The organism is Streptomyces poriticola (assembly GCF_036689765.1).
In the GTDB taxonomy this organism is placed as follows: Bacteria; Actinomycetota; Actinomycetes; order Streptomycetales; family Streptomycetaceae; genus Streptomyces; species Streptomyces poriticola.
In genome coordinates, this window is record NZ_JBAGKH010000010.1 from 113,098 (window position 1) to 130,347 (window position 17,250).

The 17,250-nt window shown below is 71.9% G+C and carries 17 protein-coding genes, 1 tRNA gene and 1 pseudogene; 10 read left to right on the top strand and 9 right to left on the bottom strand.

Annotated elements, in window-relative coordinates; translation table 11 throughout:
- Nucleotides 1-72 precede the first annotated feature (72 nt).
- From V5O46_RS16550 to V5O46_RS16560, 3 genes are read left to right on the top strand one after another with little or no spacing between them, the layout of a single operon-like run.
- A complete protein-coding gene (locus V5O46_RS16550) occupies nucleotides 73-837 on the top strand; it encodes an SDR family oxidoreductase (protein WP_332885370.1) in 765 nt (254 codons plus the stop codon).
- Nucleotides 834-2,498 (top strand): class I adenylate-forming enzyme family protein, encoded by a 1,665-nt coding sequence (locus V5O46_RS16555; RefSeq protein ID WP_332885371.1) that lies wholly within the window; start codon nucleotides 834-836, stop codon nucleotides 2,496-2,498. The genes V5O46_RS16550 and V5O46_RS16555 overlap by 4 nt, the downstream gene beginning before the upstream one ends.
- A gap of 35 nt (nucleotides 2,499-2,533) precedes the next feature.
- Entirely contained in the window at nucleotides 2,534-3,127 is a 594-nt protein-coding gene (locus tag V5O46_RS16560) for a TetR/AcrR family transcriptional regulator (RefSeq protein WP_332885372.1), read from the top strand.
- Between the two features lie 63 nt (nucleotides 3,128-3,190).
- On the opposite strand, the gene V5O46_RS16565 is transcribed toward V5O46_RS16560, so the two are convergent.
- From V5O46_RS16565 to V5O46_RS16585, 5 genes and pseudogenes are all read right to left on the bottom strand, one after another.
- On the bottom strand, nucleotides 3,191-4,405 hold the full coding sequence (locus tag V5O46_RS16565) for an acyl-CoA dehydrogenase family protein (protein ID WP_332885373.1): 1,215 nt from the start codon (nucleotides 4,403-4,405) through the stop codon (nucleotides 3,191-3,193).
- 5 nt (nucleotides 4,406-4,410) lie between these two features.
- Nucleotides 4,411-5,445, bottom strand: a complete 1,035-nt coding sequence (locus V5O46_RS16570; RefSeq protein WP_332885374.1) for a phosphotransferase family protein — start codon at nucleotides 5,443-5,445, stop codon at nucleotides 4,411-4,413.
- A 355-nt stretch (nucleotides 5,446-5,800) separates the two neighbouring features.
- Nucleotides 5,801-6,130: pseudogene (locus V5O46_RS16575) on the bottom strand (DUF202 domain-containing protein); the annotation flags it as partial.
- The gene (locus V5O46_RS16580) at nucleotides 6,127-6,519 is read right to left on the bottom strand and encodes a YidH family protein (protein ID WP_332885375.1); all 393 of its coding nucleotides are present in this window, start codon (nucleotides 6,517-6,519) and stop codon (nucleotides 6,127-6,129) included. The gene V5O46_RS16580 and the pseudogene V5O46_RS16575, both read right to left, overlap by 4 nt.
- A gap of 502 nt (nucleotides 6,520-7,021) precedes the next feature.
- Nucleotides 7,022-7,531: an NUDIX hydrolase gene (locus V5O46_RS16585; RefSeq protein ID WP_332885376.1), complete on the bottom strand. Its 510-nt coding sequence runs from the start codon at nucleotides 7,529-7,531 to the stop codon at nucleotides 7,022-7,024.
- Between the two features lie 219 nt (nucleotides 7,532-7,750).
- Between V5O46_RS16585 and V5O46_RS16590 the strand changes: the two genes are divergently transcribed.
- The 4 genes from V5O46_RS16590 (at nucleotide 7,751) to V5O46_RS16605 (ending at nucleotide 11,716) form a co-directional block, all read left to right on the top strand.
- Nucleotides 7,751-8,701, top strand: coding sequence for a hypothetical protein (locus V5O46_RS16590; protein ID WP_332885377.1), 951 nt, complete (start codon nucleotides 7,751-7,753; stop codon nucleotides 8,699-8,701).
- 35 nt (nucleotides 8,702-8,736) lie between these two features.
- Nucleotides 8,737-10,281 carry an APC family permease gene (locus V5O46_RS16595; RefSeq protein ID WP_332885378.1) on the top strand — a complete coding sequence of 515 codons (1,545 nt, stop codon included), beginning with the start codon at nucleotides 8,737-8,739 and terminating at the stop codon, nucleotides 10,279-10,281.
- Nucleotides 10,282-10,374: 93 nt separating this feature from the next.
- Nucleotides 10,375-11,100: a molybdopterin-dependent oxidoreductase gene (locus tag V5O46_RS16600; RefSeq protein WP_332885379.1), complete on the top strand. Its 726-nt coding sequence runs from the start codon at nucleotides 10,375-10,377 to the stop codon at nucleotides 11,098-11,100.
- A complete protein-coding gene (locus V5O46_RS16605; protein ID WP_332885380.1) occupies nucleotides 11,084-11,716 on the top strand; it encodes a cytochrome b/b6 domain-containing protein in 633 nt (210 codons plus the stop codon). Before V5O46_RS16600 ends, V5O46_RS16605 begins: the two co-directional genes overlap by 17 nt.
- 122 nt (nucleotides 11,717-11,838) lie before the next feature.
- On the opposite strand, the gene V5O46_RS16610 is transcribed toward V5O46_RS16605, so the two are convergent.
- Both V5O46_RS16610 and V5O46_RS16615 read right to left on the bottom strand, forming a co-directional pair.
- Nucleotides 11,839-13,236 carry a GntP family permease gene (locus V5O46_RS16610; RefSeq protein WP_332885381.1) on the bottom strand — a complete coding sequence of 466 codons (1,398 nt, stop codon included), beginning with the start codon at nucleotides 13,234-13,236 and terminating at the stop codon, nucleotides 11,839-11,841.
- Nucleotides 13,237-13,345: 109 nt separating this feature from the next.
- Nucleotides 13,346-13,873, bottom strand: coding sequence for a gluconokinase (locus tag V5O46_RS16615; protein WP_332885382.1), 528 nt, complete (start codon nucleotides 13,871-13,873; stop codon nucleotides 13,346-13,348).
- Between the two features lie 148 nt (nucleotides 13,874-14,021).
- Between V5O46_RS16615 and V5O46_RS16620 the strand changes: the two genes are divergently transcribed.
- A complete protein-coding gene (locus V5O46_RS16620) occupies nucleotides 14,022-14,723 on the top strand; it encodes a FadR/GntR family transcriptional regulator (RefSeq protein ID WP_332885383.1) in 702 nt (233 codons plus the stop codon).
- Nucleotides 14,724-14,756: 33 nt separating this feature from the next.
- Here the strand turns inward: V5O46_RS16620 and V5O46_RS16625 are convergent, their stop codons facing one another.
- Both V5O46_RS16625 and V5O46_RS16630 read right to left on the bottom strand, forming a co-directional pair.
- On the bottom strand, nucleotides 14,757-15,134 hold the full coding sequence (locus V5O46_RS16625; protein ID WP_332885384.1) for a YchJ family protein: 378 nt from the start codon (nucleotides 15,132-15,134) through the stop codon (nucleotides 14,757-14,759).
- Nucleotides 15,135-15,204: 70 nt separating this feature from the next.
- Nucleotides 15,205-15,292: transfer RNA gene (locus V5O46_RS16630), tRNA-Leu, on the bottom strand.
- Between the two features lie 183 nt (nucleotides 15,293-15,475).
- Here V5O46_RS16630 and V5O46_RS16635 point away from each other — a divergent pair.
- On the top strand, nucleotides 15,476-16,801 hold the full coding sequence (locus tag V5O46_RS16635; protein WP_332885385.1) for a M20/M25/M40 family metallo-hydrolase: 1,326 nt from the start codon (nucleotides 15,476-15,478) through the stop codon (nucleotides 16,799-16,801).
- Nucleotides 16,802-17,001: 200 nt separating this feature from the next.
- Complete coding sequence (gene chpH / locus V5O46_RS16640) at nucleotides 17,002-17,235, top strand: chaplin ChpH (protein ID WP_332885386.1); 234 nt, start codon at nucleotides 17,002-17,004, stop codon at nucleotides 17,233-17,235.
- Nucleotides 17,236-17,250: the final 15 nt, after the last annotated feature.

A 17,250-nucleotide genomic window follows, 5' to 3' on the forward strand; every position in this document is an offset into this window, starting at 1 on the left:
GGTTAGTCTGGTCTGGTGCGGGGGAGAGAGAATGGGGGGCGAGCAGTGCCGGAGCCGTGTCGAAGGAGATCGATGGTGGAAGCCGTGCAGGACGCCGGAGTCGTCGTCACCGGGGCGGGAGGCGGCATCGGAGCCGCGCTGGCCCGCCGTTTCGCCGCCGAGGGAGCCCGGGTCGTCGTCAACGACCTGGACGCCGACGGCGCGAAGGCCGTCGCCGACGAGATCGGCGGAATCGCCGTCCCCGGCGACGCCTCCGCGATCGTCGCCGACGCCCGCGAGGCGCTCGGCGGCACCGTCGACATCTACTGCGCCAACGCGGGCGTCGCGAGCGGCGGTACGGAGGCCGCCGACCCGGCGGTGTGGGAGCTGGCCTGGGACGTCAACGTCATGGCCCACGTCCGCGCGGCCCACGCACTCCTCCCGGACTGGCTGGAGCGCGGCGGCGGACGCTTCGTCTCCACCGTCTCCGCAGCCGGCCTGCTCACCATGATCGGTGCCGCCCCCTACAGCGTCACCAAGCACGGTGCCTACGCCTTCGCCGAGTGGCTGTCGCTGACCTACCGCCACCGCGGACTGAAGGTGCACGCCATCTGCCCGCAGGGCGTGCGCACCGCCATGCTGACCGCCAGCGGCAGCGCCGGCGACCTGGTGCTGCAGCCCACCGCGATCGAGCCCGACGACGTGGCCGACGCCCTGTTCAAGGGCATCGAGGAGGACCGCTTCCTGATCCTGCCGCACCCCGAGGTCGCCGAGTACTACCAGGCCAGGGCCGCCGAACCCGACCGCTGGCTCACCGGCATGAACCGCCTCCAGCAGCAGTGGGAGACGGCCCGGTGACCGGGGTGAGCTACGCCGACCGGCCCTGGTGCGATCTGCTGACCGACGCCCAGAAGGCCCCGGTGGCCCCGGAGGCCTCGCTGGTGCACGCCCTGCGCCGGTCCGCAGCCGAGGCCCCCGACCACACCTTCCTCGCCTACTTCGACGGCCGGCTGAGCTACCGCGAGGTGGACGCGCTGAGCGACTCCGTCGCCGGGCACCTCGCCGCGCGGGGACTGGAGCGCGGCGACCGGGTCGCCGTCCTGCTGCAGAACTCCCCGCACTTCGTGCTCGCCGTGCTGGGTGCCTGGAAGGCCGGTGCGGTCGTCGTCCCCGTCAATCCCATGTACAAGTCCGGCGAGGTCGGCCACGTCCTGCGGGACGGTGAGGTCGCCGCGCTGATCTGCTCCGACCGGGCCTGGGAGGCGTACCTGCGCGAGACCGCCGCCGACTCGCCGGTGCGGATCGTGCTCACCGGCTGCGAGCTGGACTTCCAGACCCGCGGCGACGCCCGCGTCCTCTCCTTCGAACGGCTCCCGCAGGCCGCCGACGCCGACGACCTCGCGGCCGTCGCCCGCGCCGGACACCCGGCACCCGAGGGACGCGACCCGGCCGCCGACGACATCGCACTGATCGGCTACACCTCGGGCACCAGCGGCACCCCCAAGGGCGCCACCAACACCCACCGCAACATCATGTACAACGCCGAGCGGCAGCGCACCGGTCTCGGACTGCCCGAGGCACCGGTGTACTTCGCCCTGGCGCCGCTGTTCCACATCACCGGCCTGGTCTGCGAGTTCGGCGCCTGTCTGAACAGCACCGGCACCCTCGTCCTGACCTATCGCTTCGATGCCGGCACCGTCCTCGACGCGTTCGCCGAGCACCGCCCGCACTACACCGTCGGCCCCTCCACCGCCTTCATGGCGCTCGCCGCCCACCCCTCGGTCACCCGCGAGCACTTCGCGTCCTTCGTCCAGATCTCCTCCGGCGGCGCCCCGCTGCCGCCCGCCCTGGTGGAGAAGTTCCGGGCCGGCTTCGGGCCGTACATCCGCAACGGCTACGGCCTCACCGAGTGCACCGCCCCCTGCGCCACCGTCCCGCCGCACCTGGAGGCGCCGGTCGACCCGGCCTCGGGGACGCTGGCGGTGGGCGTGCCCGGTGCGGAGACGATCGTCCGCATCCTCGACCCGGAGGGCGCCGAGGTGCCCTTCGGGGAGCAGGGCGAGATCGTCGTCAGCGGGCCCCAGGTGGTGCCCGGGTACTGGCGGCGCCCGGACGCCACCGCCGAGACCTTCCCCGGCGGCGAGCTGCGCACCGGCGACATCGGCTTCATGGACCCCCAGGGGTGGCTGTACGTCGTCGACCGCAAGAAGGACATGATCAACGCCTCCGGCTTCAAGGTCTGGCCCCGCGAGGTCGAGGACGTGCTCTACACCCACCCGGCGGTCCGTGAGGCCGCCGTCGTCGGGGTGCCCGACGGGTACCGCGGGGAGACCGTCAAGGCGTACATCAGCCTCCGCCCGGGCGCCGAGACGGACCCGGACGCGCTCGCCGTGTACTGCAAGGAGAGACTGGCCGCTTACAAGTATCCGCGCGAGGTGGAGATCCTGCCCGACTTGCCGAAGACCGCAAGTGGGAAGATCCTCCGTCGGGAACTGCGTTCCCGCACCGATCACGACTAGCAGCTGCACAGCGAGACGAAAGGCAGGTGGCGGCAGTGCCCCAGAAGACGGACGGGGACGGCACACCGGTGCCGCAGCGGCTCCTGGCCGCCGCCACCCGGCTCTTCGCCGAACAGGGTTACGACCGCACCTCGGTGCAGGAGATCGTCGAGGCGGCTGGCGTCACCAAGGGGGCGCTGTACCACTACTTCGGTTCCAAGGACGACCTCCTGCACGAGGTGTACGCGCGCGTGCTGCGCCTCCAGCAGGAGCGCCTCGACACCTTCGCGGACGCCGACGAGCCGATCGAGAAGCGGCTGCGCGGCGCCGCGGCCGACGTCGTGGTCACCACGATCGAGAACCTCGACGACGCGGCGATCTTCTTCCGCTCCATGCACCATCTGAGCCCCGAGAAGAACAAGCAGGTCCGCGCCGAACGCCGGCGCTACCACGAACGCTTCCGCGCACTCGTCGAGGAGGGCCAGCGCGCCGGGGTGTTCTCCACCGCCACCCCGGCCGACCTCGTGGTGGACTACCACTTCGGCTCCGTCCACCACCTGTCCACCTGGTACCGGCCCGACGGCCCGCTCGCCCCGCAGCAGGTCGCCGACCATCTCGCGGACCTGCTGCTGCGGGCGCTGCGCCCCTGAGGGACGCAGCGCCCGTGGCCGGTGCCCCGGCGGGGTGACGCACCGGTGCCCCGGCAGGGTGACTCAGACGTACTTCTTCAGCTCCCGGCGCGCCAGCGACCGCTGGTGCACCTCGTCCGGTCCGTCGGCGATCATCAGGGTGCGGGCGCCGGCATACAGCTCGGCGAGCGGGAAGTCCTGGCTGACGCCCCCCGCGCCGTACAGCTGGACCGCCTTGTCGAGGATGCCGACCACCGCGCGCGGAGTGGCGATCTTGATCGCCTGGATCTCGGTGTGGGCACCCTTGTTGCCGACCGTGTCCATCAGCCAGGCCGTCTTGAGCACCAGCAGGCGCAGCTGCTCCACGGTGACCCGGGCGTCGGCGATCCAGTTGTGCACGACACCCTGCTGGCCGAGGGTCTTGCCGAAGGCCGACCGGGACACCGCCCGCCTGCACATCAGCTCGATCGCCTGCTCCGCCATGCCGATCAGCCGCATGCAGTGGTGGATCCGGCCCGGGCCGAGCCGGGCCTGGGCGATGGCGAAGCCGCCGCCCTCCTCGCCGACGAGGTTCGACACCGGCACGCGCGCCCGGTCGAAGACCACTTCGGCGTGGCCGCCGTGGGAGTGGTCCTCGTAGCCGAACACCTGCATCGCCCGTGTGACGGTGACCCCGGGCGTGTCCCGCGGGACCAGCACCATCGACTGCTGGCGGCGGATGTCCGCGCCGTCCGGGTCGGTCTTGCCCATGACGATGAAGATCTTGCAGTCCGGGTTCATCGCCCCGGAGATGTACCACTTGCGGCCGGTGATGACGTACTCGTCGCCGTCCCGCTCGATGTGCGTGGTGATGTTGGTGGCGTCGGAGGAGGCCACGTCCGGCTCGGTCATCGCGAACGCCGACCGGATCTCGCCGGCCAGCAGCGGCTCAAGCCACTGCTTCTGCTGCGCCTCGTCGCCGAACTGGGCGAGCACCTCCATGTTCCCGGTGTCGGGGGCGGCGCAGTTGGTCGCGGTGGGCGCCAGATGCGGGCTGCGGCCGGTGATCTCGGCGAGCGGGGCGTACTGGAGGTTGGTGAGGCCCGCCCCGTGCTCGGTGTCGGGCAGGAAGAGGTTCCACAGCCCCTGGCGGCGGGCCTCGGACTTCAGTTCCTCGACGATCTGCGGGGTGTCCCAGGGAGAGGCGAGACGCTCGCGCTGCTCGTGCGCGACCTGCTCGGCCGGGTACACGTACTCGTCCATGAAGGCGAGCAACCTGGCGCGCAGTTCCTCGGTGCGTGCGTCGAACGCGAAGTCCATGCCGATCAGCCCTCCTGGAGGCCCGTGTGAAGTGTCGTCGTACCGTGCTCGATGAAGACCGGGACGAGATCGCCGATGCGGTCGAAGCCGCGGCCGACCGTCTGGCCCAGGGTGTAGCGGTAGTGGATGCCCTCCAGGATCACGGCGAGCTTGAACCAGGCGAACGCCGTGTACCAGGAGACGGCGGAGACGTCGCGCCCCGAGCACGCGGCGTACCGTTCGATCAGCTCGGCCGGGGCGGGGTGGCCGGGGGCCTGCGCGGTGGTGGAGACGGGGGAGTCGGGCAGGTCCAGCGGCTGGCTGTACATGACCAGCAGGCCGAGGTCGGTGAGCGGGTCGCCGAGGGTGGACATCTCCCAGTCGAGCACCGCCGTGATCCGGTCGTCGTCGCCGATCAGGGCGTTGTCCAGGCGGAAGTCGCCGTGCACCACGGCCGGGGCGGGGGAGCGGGGCAGCTCGCGGCCGAGCGCGGCGTGCAGCTCGTCGATGCCGGGCAGGTCGCGGTTGCGGGACGCGTCCAGCTGCTTGCCCCAGCGGCGCAGCTGGCGGTCGAGGAAGCCCTCGGGGCGGCCGAAGTCCGCGAGGCCCGCCTCCGCGGGGTCCACCGCGTGCAGCTCGACGAGGGTGTCCACCAGGTTGAGCACGGCCCCCCGGGTGCGCTCGGGGCCCAGCGGGGCGAGCTGCTCGGCGCTGCGGTACGGGGTGCCCTCGACGAACTCCATCACGTAGAAGGGCGCGCCGAGCACCTCGTCGTCCTCGCACAGCAGCACCGTGCGCGGGACCGGGACGGCGGTGGGGTGCAGGGCGCTGATCACCCGGTGCTCGCGCTTCATGTCGTGCGCGGTGGCCAGGACGTGGCCGAGCGGCGGTCGGCGCACGACCCATTTCGCGGTGCCGTCGGTGACCGCGTAGGTGAGGTTCGACCGTCCGCCCTCGATCAGCCGGCCGGTCAGCGGGCCGTTCACCAGGCCGGGGTGCTCACGGTCGAGCAGTCCGCGCAGCCGGTCGAGATCGAGTCCGGGCGGGTGATCGGGGCTCATCATCGCTCCTACGGCAGTGAAACAGGTACCCGCTCATGATGCCGACCGGTCGGTATGGCGTCCAGTGCCGGGGCGGAACGTGATCGGTTCCACGGAGGCTTTTCGGCCAGGGTGGGTGCCGTGCCCTGCTCGGTCAGTGGTCGTCCCGGTGACGGTCGTGGGCGGCGTGCCGGTGGCCGTCGTGGAAGTGGTCGACATGATCGCCGTGCCGCACGAACGCGTGCCCGCAGCCGGGTCCGTGGGTGTGCGGGTGGGGCTCGTGCTCGTGATGCGGGGCAACGGTCATGATGCTCACCTCGGGCTCGGATTCTACGTACCGCTCGGGCCCGGGCCCCCGGATGCATCCCGGCTGGAGCAGCACGAGAACCGCGCCCAGCGCGGCCAGTGCCACTGTGCACAGGGCCGCCGCGGTGGCCGGCGGGGCAGCCAGGGCCGGCGGGCGGGGCGTCGCCGAGAGGGTCCGGATGCGGCGGTGGGCGATGCCGACGAGGGCCAGCCAGAGAACGCAGCACAGGGCGACGGTCACGAGAGTGGCGGGGGAGACGCCGCTCTGCAGTGCGGACTTCGCGGCGAGTACGGCGGCCACGGCGCCGGTGAGTGTGGTGCGCCGCCAGGCGAGGCGGGTGCGCTCGGGCTGTAGGCCCGGGTCGCGGTCGCCCGGGGCGGGGGAGCTGCCGGGGGTCATCCTTCCCAGCCGAGGAGGACGACGAGGACCATGGCGACGGCCACGGTCGCGACGACGACGCTGAGGAGGGCGGGGAAGCGGGAGGCGGGGAGGTTCTCCCCGCGGCGCATGGCCCGTTCGCAGCGGACCCAGTGGTTGACGGCGCGCAGGGAGCACAGGACGCCGGCGCCGAGGAGCGCGAGCGCGAGTCCGACGCGCCAGCCCCAGCGGAGGTCGGGCAGGAACTGGTCGACGGCGAACCCGCCGCCGATCAGGGCCAGGGCGGTGCGCAGCCAGGCGAGGAAGGTGCGCTCGTTCGCGAGCGAAAAACGGTAGTCGGGGGTGGTGCCCTCCCGCCGCACCTCCTGCGGCGCAAACCACAGCCGGACGTTCCGTGCGAATTCGATCACCCGCAGACCCTACAGGGAGCCGAACCCGGCGGCGCCTGCGGCGGCCTGCGCGGTTCGGTGGGGGCCGGGTGCGGGGTGCCTCCGGCGGTTCGGTGGGGTGGGTGGTGTTTGCGGTGCGGGTGGTCGGGGGTGCGGGTGGGGTGCCTGCGGCGGCCTGTGCGGGTGGTCGGGGGTGCGCGTTGTGCCTGCGGCGGCCTGTGCGGGTTGGGTGGTCGTGCGGCTGGGTGTGGTGCCCACCCGCGCGTGCGGCGGGCCCCGCCCAAACCGCGGGCAGTCGTGCCTCCCCCAGTGCCTCAACGGCCTGGGAGGTACCCCCAGGGGTGGAACGGATGGGCGCGGCGGCACCCCGTCAGCGCCGGGCTGCGCAACCCACCCCCGCGGTCACCGCAGCGCCGGGCGGCCTGTCCACCCCCGGAGGGCACCGCAGCGCCGGGGGGCTGGTCATCCCGGCGGGTCACTGCAGCGCCGGGCACCCCGGCAGCCACCAGCTCGGAGGGTGCCCTCAATCCCGGTAAGCCCGCAGCCGCGCAAACGCCGCCAGTCCGTCCGGCACCCACTCCCACTCACCCAACCGCCGCTCCACCTCCGCCTCCGTCAGGAACCCGTACCACGCCACCTCCTCCACCTGCGGCCGCACAGCCCCCTCGCACCGCACCTCGTACACCGTCGACCACCACGTACCGCCGGCGCCGCCCTGGTACAGGAACTTGAACAGCCTGCGCGGACGGGGCAGCCCCGTCACCCCCAGTTCCTCCTCCGCCTCCCGCAGCGCCGCGTCGTCGTAGGACTCGCCCGCGCCGACGACTCCGCCGACGAACATGTCGTACAGGGACGGGAAGACCAGCTTCTCCGGCGTGCGGCGGTGCACGAAGAGCCGTCCCTGCGCGTCCCGGGCCAGCACGAAGACGCACCGGTGCCGCAGCCCGCGCGCATACGCCTCGCCGCGCGGCGCCCGGCCGACCACGCGGTCCTCCTCGTCCACGATGTCCAGAATCTCGTCAGCAGCGCTCATGGGGTCATTCAAACCGGTAGCCCCCTCGGCCGAGCGGCGAGGGCCCGGCCCTGTGTCGTGCCGCCGGGCACAAGTTCCCCTGGAGTAAGCCCGGTTGACGCGTGTAACACTCTGACTCCCCTTGACTTCGAGCCGTGGCTGCCGGTTTGCTGTGCGTGATCCGTTCATGGCAAACAGCGACCGGCCCGACCACCCGGCCGCGTGAAGGATGTTCCCGCGGTGCCCCCACCTCCGCCTCCCCTCGGCCGTGGCCGCAGACGCGCGGCCCACACCTTCGACGAGGCCCTCGACGACGCCGAACTCGTCTCCGCCCGCGCGGACCTGGCCCAGGGCCGATGGCAGACCGCCCGGACGCTGCTCGCGCACACCGGCAAGGACTGGGACCGCCGCGGACACCGGGCGACCGTCCTCGCCCGCGAGCCCTACTGCGCCGCCTGGGCCCGCGAGTGGCTGCTCGCCGAGCCCGGATCCGTCGACGCCACCGTGCTGCTGGCACTCGCCCGGGTCCGGCGCGCCCTGCTCGGCAAGGAGAAACCGGGACCGGTCAGAGAGGCCTGCCGGGACGCCGCCCGGATGGTGCCCGCCGACCCCACTCCCTGGCTCGGCCTGTTGATGCTGGAGCGCTCCCTCGGTGCGGAGGCCGAGGTCGAGCGGGCCTTCGAGGCCGTACGCGGCCGGTACGCCGACCACCACCACGCCCACCACCTGATGGTGGCCCGGCTCGCCGAGCGCCGCCCCGACGCCGGCCCCGACCCGCTGCACGAGGTCTACGACTTCGCCTCCTGGGCCGCCGAACAGGCCCCCGCCGACTCCCCGCTCGCCATCCTCCCCGTCATCGCACACACCGAGCGCTACCGCGTGCTCGCCGCCACCGGCCAGGAACCCGCCGACCCGCACGCCTCCGGACACTGGTCCGGCCGCCGCGCCCGGCTGGTGATGAAGGCCGCCTTCGACTGGTGGCTGGAGTGGGAGCAGGAGGGCCACCCGCGTCGGCTGACCGACCTCAACTTCCTCGCCCACGCCAAGTCCTGCGAGGGCCGCGGCGCCGAGGCCGCCGCCCTGTTCCTGCGCATCGGCGAGCATGTCACGCCCGCCCCGTGGTCGTATCCGGACCGCGATCCGTACCCCGCCTTCCGTGCCGCCCGCGCCAGCGCGCTCGGTACGGACTGAACACCTCCGAATCCCACCGAAGGACGGTCCCACCGATGACCACGGGCAGTTCGCGCACGACCAGTCCCCCGGCCGACCCCGGCATCAGCACCTTCAAGGGAGCGGAACGCGCCCTGCGCGCGGACCGCCTCGGCACCGGGGGCCTGCTGCTCTCGGTGCTCGCCGCGACCGCCCCGCTCATGGTGGTCGCCGGTGTCATGCCCACCACATTCGCGGTGATGGGCATCGTCGGCCAGCCCCTGCTCTTCGTGACGCTGGGCGCCGTCCTGATCCTGTTCAGCGTCGGCTACGCCGAGATGAGCCGGCACGTCCACAACGCCGGGGCGTTCTACGCCTACATCTCCCGCGGACTCGGCGGCACCGCCGGAGCGAGCGCGGCCCTCGTCGCGCTCGTCGCCTACAACGCCCTCCAGGTCGGCATCTACGGCATCTTCGGCTTCGAGGTCTCCGGGCTCCTCGCCACCTACGCGGACCTGGAGATCGCCTGGTGGATACCGTCCCTGCTCGCCCTGGCCGCGGTCGGCGTCCTGGGCTGGCTGAAGATCGACGTCAACGCGCGGGTGCTGGGCGTGCTGCTGCTCATCGAGGTCGTTCTCGTGGTCGTCTTCGATGTCGCCGCCATCGCCGACCCCGCCGCCCAGGGGCTGTCCCTGCAGGCCTTCGACCCCGACACCCTGTCCGGGGCCGGGGTCGGCACCGCCCTGTGCTTCTGCATCGCCGCATTCCTCGGATTCGAACAGGCGCCCGTCTACGCCGAGGAGACCAGCCGCCCGCACATCCTGGTGCCCCGCGTGATGTTCCTGGCCGTCGCCGGGGTCGCCGTGTTCTTCGCCGTCAGCAGCTGGGCCCTCACCGTCGCCACCGGCCCGGACCGGATCGTCGCCACCTCCCAGGAGCAGAGCGCCGGACTGCTGTTCTTCCTCACCGAGTCCCGGCTCGGCGGCACCTTCACCGACGTCCTGCACGTACTGTTCGTGACCGGCATGTTCGCCGCCCTGCTCAGCTTCCACAACGTCGTCGCCCGGTACGCCTTCGCCATGGGCCGTGAGGGACTGCTGCCCGCCGCCTTCGGACGCACCAGCGGCAGCAGCGGCGCACCCGGGACCGGCTCGCTGCTCCAGACAACGGTGTCCGCCGTGATCGTCATCGGCTTCGCCATCGCCGACGACAAGCCCGCCGGTGACCCCACCGAGCCGGTGCTGCACCTGTTCACCTGGGGAGGCAACCTCGGCGCCCTCGGCGTCATCCTGCTGATGGCGGCGGCCTCCTTCTCGGTCGTCGCCTTCTTCGTCCGCCGCGGTGCGGCCGGAGCCCAGGCGGTCCGGCTGGTCACCGCCACGGTCGCGGGCATCGCCCTGCTGATCATCGCCGGCTACACCGTCAAGGACTTCGACGTGCTCGTCGGCACCGGCCCCGACTCCTCCCTGAGTCTGCTGCTGCCCGGCATCATCGGCCTCGCCGTCGTCGCCGGGCTGGTGCAGGGGCTCGTACTGCGCGCCCGGTCACCGGAGCGGCACGCCCGGATCGGGCTCGGGAACGAGGCCTTCCAGCTCGACCAGGCCGCCGAGAAGACCCCCTGACCCGCCTGAAGGTCACGGAACCGAGGTTACGGAACTCTGACGAGCACCCGCGCATCCTTCACCGCACCGGGGCGCGGGTGCTCGAATGAGGACGTGAACACCGGACAACCCGAGCAGCGGGGCACGCCCGTCGGCCGCCGTGTCCTCCTGGGCACCCTCGGCCTCGGCGCCCTCGGCGTGATCACCGCGCCCACCCTGCAACGCGGACTCGAATCCCTCCTGAGCGGCGCCGCGGGCAAGGACCCCACCGGCCTGACCGGCCTGCTCCCCAACGGGGGCGGCTTCCGCTACTACTCCGTCGCCTCCTCCGTCCCCCGCAAGAACGCCGACACCTACCGGCTCACCGTGGACGGCCTCGTCGACCGCCCCGCCACCTACACCCTGGCCGAACTGCGCGCCCTGCCCCAGACCCGGCTGGTCCGCGACGTCCAGTGCGTCACCGGCTGGCGGGTCCCCGAGACCCCCTTCGACGGCGTACGTCTGTCCCGGATCCTCGACGCCGCGGGGGTACGGTCCGGGGCCGGCGCCGTGCGCTTCACCTGCTTCGACGGCACCTACACCGAGAGCCTCACGCTCGACCAGGCCCGCCGCCCGGACGTCCTGGTCGCCCTGCGCATGCAGGACCAGGACCTCGGCCACTCCCACGGCGGGCCCGCCCGCCTGTACGTGGCGCCCATGTACTTCTACAAGTCCGCCAAGTGGCTCTCCGGCATCACCGTCACCGAGGACGTCCAGCCGGGCTACTGGGAGCGGCGCGGTTACGACATCGACGCCTGGGTGGGCCGTTCGAACGGGCGGGACGATGAGCCGACCGCCTGAGACGACCGAGGAAGCCGGCAGCGGCACGCGGGTAGGCCGGTTCGCGCGCGCCGAGCGGTGGGTGCACCGTACGACCGCCGCGCTGATGGGCGTGTGCGTACTGACCGCTGCCTGCCTGTACGTCCCCCAGCTCGCCGAACTCGTCGGCCGCCGCGCCCTGGTCGTCACCCTGCACCGGTGGACCGGCGTCGCACTGCCCGTACCGCTGCTGGCCGGGCTCGCCTCCCGGGCACTCCGCGCCGACCTCGGCCGGCTGAACCGCTTCGGCCCGCACGACCGCCGCTGGCTGCGCGCCGCCCTGCGCCGCGACCGGCGGCCCGGGTCCCGCCCGGCCGGGAAGTTCAACGCGGGCCAGAAGATCTACGCGGCCTGGGTGGCGGGGGCCACGCTGGTGATGCTCGGCACCGGTCTGATGATGTGGTTCACCGATCTCGTCCCGCTGGTGTGGCGCACCAGCGCCACCTTCGTCCACGACTGGCTGGCCCTCACCCTCGGTATCGTCCTCGCCGGCCACATCGGGATGGCGCTGGCGGACCCGGAGGCCCGCCGGGGTATGCGCACCGGCTCGGTCGGCCGGGCGTGGGCCGAGCGGCAGCACCCGCTGTGGCGGGACTGACTCCTCGGACTGACTCCTCACGACGGCGTACCCCGCCGGGGAAGCCACCTCCCCGGCGGGGTGCGCCGTCGTCGGAGCCGCGCGGGCCGTCCGCGCGGTGGCGAGGGCATGTCGGCATACCGCTAGATCACCAAGGACAGCAGCAGGACCAGCGCACCCGCCACCACCGAGATGATCGTCTCCATCACCGACCAGGTCTTGACGGTCTGCCCGACACTCAGCCCGAAGTACTCCTTCACCAGCCAGAACCCGGCGTCGTTGACATGGCTGAAGAAGAGTGAGCCGGCGCCGATCGCCAGGACCAGCAGGGCCGCGTGCGTGGTCGACATGTCGGCCGCCAGCGGGGCGACCAGACCGGCCGCCGAGACCGTGGCGACCGTCGCCGAACCGGTCGCCAGCCGGATCGTCACCGCGATCAGCCAGGCCAGCAGCAGCGCAGGGACCGACCAGTCCTCGGTGATCTCCAGGATCATCTGCCCCACGCCGACATCGATCAGCGTCTGCTTGAAGCCGCCGCCCGCACCGACGATCAGCAGGATGCCCGCGATCGGCGCAAGTCCCTTCTCGACCAGACCCGACACGCGCTCCCTGCTGAAACCGGCCGGGCGCAGCAGTGCGAAGATGCCGACGAGCACGGCGGCGAGCAGCGCGATCAGCGGGGAGCCGACCACGTCGAAGACCCGCTGCACCGGCTGGCCGGGGTCGTCGACGACGATCTCCACCAGCGCCTTGGCGAGCATCAGGACCACCGGCAGCAGCACCGTGACCAGCGTGGCGCCGAAGCCCGGGCGCCGCTCCAGCTGCTCGGAGGCCCGCTGCGGAATCATCCGTTCGGGGGCCGGGACGTCGACCCAGCGCGCCGCGAAGCGGGAGAAGACCGGACCGGCGATGATCACCGTCGGGACGGCGACCAGTACCCCCAGGGCCAGCGTCACGCCCAGGTCGGCGCCGAGCGCGTCGATCGCGACCAGGGGACCGGGGTGCGGCGGGACCAGACCGTGCATCACGGACAGACCGGCCAGCGCGGGGACACCGATGCGCATCAGGGAGTAGCTGCCGCGCTTGGCGACCATCAGCACGACCGGGATCAGCAGCACGATCCCGACCTCGAAGAACAGCGGCAGACCGATCACGGAGGCGATCAGCACCATCGCCCAGGGCATGGACCGGCCCTTCGCCCGGGCGAGGACGGTGTCCACGATCTGGTCGGCGCCCCCGGAGTCGGCGAGCATCTTGCCGAGGACCGCTCCGAGGGCGATCAGGACGCCGACGCCGGCGACGGTGGAGCCGAGCCCGCCGCTGAAGCCGGATATGACCTCGTCGAGCGGTGCTCCGGCGAACGCGCCGAGCGCCAGCGAACCGATGGTCAGCGCCAGGAAGGCGTGCAGCCTGAACTTGGTGATGAGCAGGACGATGACGGCGATGCCCGCCAGAACGGCGAGGCCCAGCCGGGCATGGCCGGCCGAGGTGATCGGCCCGACGGCGTCCGCTGCCAGCATCTCGACGCCGAGTCTGGTCACGGTGATTCCCTTGCGGTGACGGGGATACGGGGGAGGACGGGGCCGTGCCCGGGGGAGTGACACGGCCCCGTCGGTGGGGGGTGGTTGAGGACAGCAGGGGGTGGCGGTGCTACGGGATCGGCTCGGCCAGCGCCTTCAGGGCGTTCATGGCCCGCCCGGCGATCTCCTCGGGACCGCCGGCGACATCCACCTCGACCCCGGCCTCGTCCGGCTGGAGCGGCTGGAGTGTGGCGAACTGGGAATCGAGCAGGGCCGTCGGCATGAAGTGCCCCTGCCGGTGCGACATCCGCTCCGCGATCAGCTCACGGCTGCCGGTGAGGTGCACGAAGACCAGCCCCGGAGCGGCCGCTCGCAGCCGGTCGCGGTACGACCGCTTCAGCGCCGAGCTGCTCACCACCCCGCCGAGCCCCGCCCGCCCGTGCGCCCAGGCGCCGATGGCATCGAGCCAGGGCCACCGGTCGTCGTCGGTGAGCGGAGTGCCCGCCGACATCTTGGCGATGTTGGCCGGCGGGTGGAAGTCGTCACCCTCGGCGTAGGGGACGCCGAGCCGGGCCGCGAGCAGGGGACCGACGGTGGTCTTGCCGGTGCCCGCCACGCCCATGACCACGACCACGTGGGGGGTGTGCAGTTGCTGCATCGTGCTCTCGCTGTCTGCTGTGTCTGCTGTCTTGCGTCGACACGTGATGTCGAACGCAACTGAAACGCATTAGGTACGACGAATTCAAGAGTGTGCGACATATAAGTCTGACTTTTTCTGGGCGTGATCCACCCCGTACGCTGAGTGCATGAGCACACCGGGCCGGGGGCTGCACGGCCATGTACTGGACTCCCTCGGTCCTGCCATCACCGCGGGCGACTTCCCCCCGGGCAGCGTGCTGCGCACCGACGAGCTGGCGCAGCGCTTCGACGTGTCACGCTCCGTGATGCGCGAGGCGGTCCGCGTGCTGGAGTCCATGCACCTGGTCGAGTCCCGCCGCCGGGTGGGCGTGACCGTCTTGCCCGAGTCCGAGTGGAACGTCTACGACCCCCAGGTCATCCGCTGGCGGCTGGCCGGCGCCGACCGCCCCCGCCAGCTGCGCTCGCTCACGGTGCTGCGCTCCGCCGTGGAGCCGGTCGCCGCCGGCCTGGCCGCGGCGCACGCCACGCCGGAGCAGTGCGCGACGCTGACCGAGTGCGCGCTCGGCATGGTCGCCAACTCACGCGGCCAACAGCTCGAGCAGTACCTCTTCCACGACGTGGCCTTCCACCGGGTGATCCTCACCGCCTCCGGCAACGAGATGTTCGCCCGCCTCGGCGACGTGGTCGCCGAGGTGCTGGCCGGCCGCACCCACCATGACGTGATGTTCCCCGACCCGGACCCGGCCGCCGTCACCCTCCACGTCCAGGTCGCCGAGGCGGTCCGCGAGGGCGACGCCGGGCGTGCGGAGCGGCTCACCCGGGAGATCACGGTGGGCGCCCTCGAGGAGCTGGACATCCTGGCGCCGTAGCCCGACCGGACCGCCGGACCTGCGGGGGCCGGGTCAGTCCAGGAACTCCCCGCCGACATACACCCAGAGCCCGTCGACCCGCTCGAAGCGGCTCCGCTCGTGCAGCGACCCGCCCCGGTGGGAGGCGCGGAAGGTCACGGTGCCGGTGGAGTGGAAGGCCGACCCGTCGGCCGTGTCCAGGATCTCCAGTCCGGTCCAGCGCATCATCGGATCGAGATCGAGACGGCCGGGCCGCGTCCGGGGGTGCCAGGTCCGCAGCAGATACTCCGCGTTCCGCCGCACGAACGCGCTGTAGCGCGACCGCATCAGCGCCTCGGCGGTCGGCGCCGACGCGGCGCCGCGGTGGTAGCGGCCGCAGCACGCCTCGTACGCCTCGGGCAGCCCGCAGGGGCAGGAACGCGTCGTCGTCATGCCGTCATTCTGCCCGCCCGCCGGGCGGCACCGGAAAGCAACAAGACCCCTGCTCAGCAGGGGTCTCATCTGGTGTCCGAGGGGGGACTTGAACCCCCACGCCCGATAAAGGGCACTAGCACCTCAAGCTAGCGCGTCTGCCATTCCGCCACCCGGACAAGGTGTCTGTCGTGCGGGGCTTCCCGCGGCGACGACGTAAACATTACCAGGCTTTCGAGAGTGGCCGATCACCCCCCGTCCGGCGCGAACGCCCCGTGACGGACCGGGTCCGGTCTTGGGCGGCGACGGTGGGAGGAGGAGGATGAGGGGGACCCACCAGCAGTGACAGCGGGAGGAAGCACGTGAGCGAGACGGGCACGGCCGGGAGCGTCACCGGCGAGGACGAGGTCGTGGACCTCTGCCGCGAGCTGATCCGGATCGACACCAGCAACTACGGCGACCACTCGGGCCCGGGCGAGCGCAAGGCGGCGGAGTACGTCGCCGAGAAGCTCGCCGAGGTGGGCCTGGAACCGCAGATCTTCGAGTCGCACCGGGGGCGCGCCTCCACCGTGGCGCGGATCGAGGGCGAGGACCCTTCCCGGCCCGCGCTGCTGATCCACGGCCACACCGACGTCGTCCCGGCCAACGCCGACGACTGGACCCATCACCCCTTCTCCGGTGAGATCGCCGACGGGTGCGTGTGGGGCCGGGGCGCCGTCGACATGAAGGACATGGATGCGATGACCCTCGCCGTGGTCCGCGACCGGCTGCGCAGCGGGCGCAGGCCGCCCCGCGACATCGTGCTCGCCTTCCTCGCAGACGAGGAGGCCGGCGGTACCTGGGGCGCCCGTCACCTGGTCGACAAGCATCCGGAGCTGTTCGAGGGGGTCACCGAGGCGATCGGTGAGGTCGGCGGGTTCTCCTTCACCGTCAACGAGAAGCTGCGCCTCTACCTCGTCGAGACGGCCCAGAAGGGCATGCACTGGATGCGGCTCACCGTGGACGGCACGGCCGGCCACGGGTCGATGACCAACGACGACAACGCGATCACCGAACTTTGCGAGGCGGTCGGCCGGCTCGGCCGGCACACCTGGCCGGTCCGTGTCACCAAGACCGTACGGTCCTTCCTGGACGAGCTGTCCGACGCGCTCGGAACCGAACTCGACCCCGAGAACATGGAGGAGACGCTCGCCAAGCTCGGCGGCATCGCCAAGATGGTCGGCGCCACGCTCCGCAACTCGGCCGCGCCCACCATGCTCGGCGCCGGCTACAAGGTCAACGTCATCCCCGGCCAGGCGACGGCCCATGTCGACGGCCGCTTCCTGCCCGGCCACGAGGAGGAGTTCCTCGCCGATCTCGACCGCATCCTCGGCCCGCGGGTGCGGCGCGAGGACGTGCACGCAGACAAGGCACTGGAGACCGACTTCGACGGCCGCCTCGTCGACGCCATGCAGACCGCGCTGGGCGCCGAGGACCCGATCGCCCGGGCCGTGCCGTACATGCTCTCCGGCGGCACCGACGCCAAGTCCTTCGACGACCTCGGCATCCGCTGCTTCGGCTTCGCGCCGCTGAAGCTGCCGCCGGAGCTGGACTTCGCGGGCATGTTCCACGGCGTGGACGAGCGGGTGCCCGTGGACGGCCTCAAGTTCGGCGTGCGGGTACTGGACCGGTTCATCGACGCGTCCTGATGCAGCGGGGCGGCGGGTACCGGAGCTCGCGCCCGCCGCCCTGCTTTGGCCCACTGAAACGACACTTCATTATTCGTTCGCGCGTGCGGGACTTACTGGGAAGGGTGAATGCGACCATAAGCTCGTAGCCCCATTACTCCCTCCTCGTTACTCGTCATGTGATCCGCACATTGGGATCGCATTGCCAACGAGGAGGAATAATGATCAAGAAGGTCGTCGCTGCTGCGGCTGCCACCGGTGGGCTGGTTCTCGCGGGCGCGGGCATGGCCGTCGCCGACGCCGGCGCTCAGGGCGCCGCTGTGCACTCTCCGGGTGTCGCGTCCGGCAATGTCGTTCAGGTGCCCGTCCACGTGCCCGTGAACGTCTGCGGCAACACGATCTCCGTGATCGGGCTGCTGAACCCCGCCTTCGGCAACACCTGCGTCAACAAGTGACGTCGTGCCCCGCCC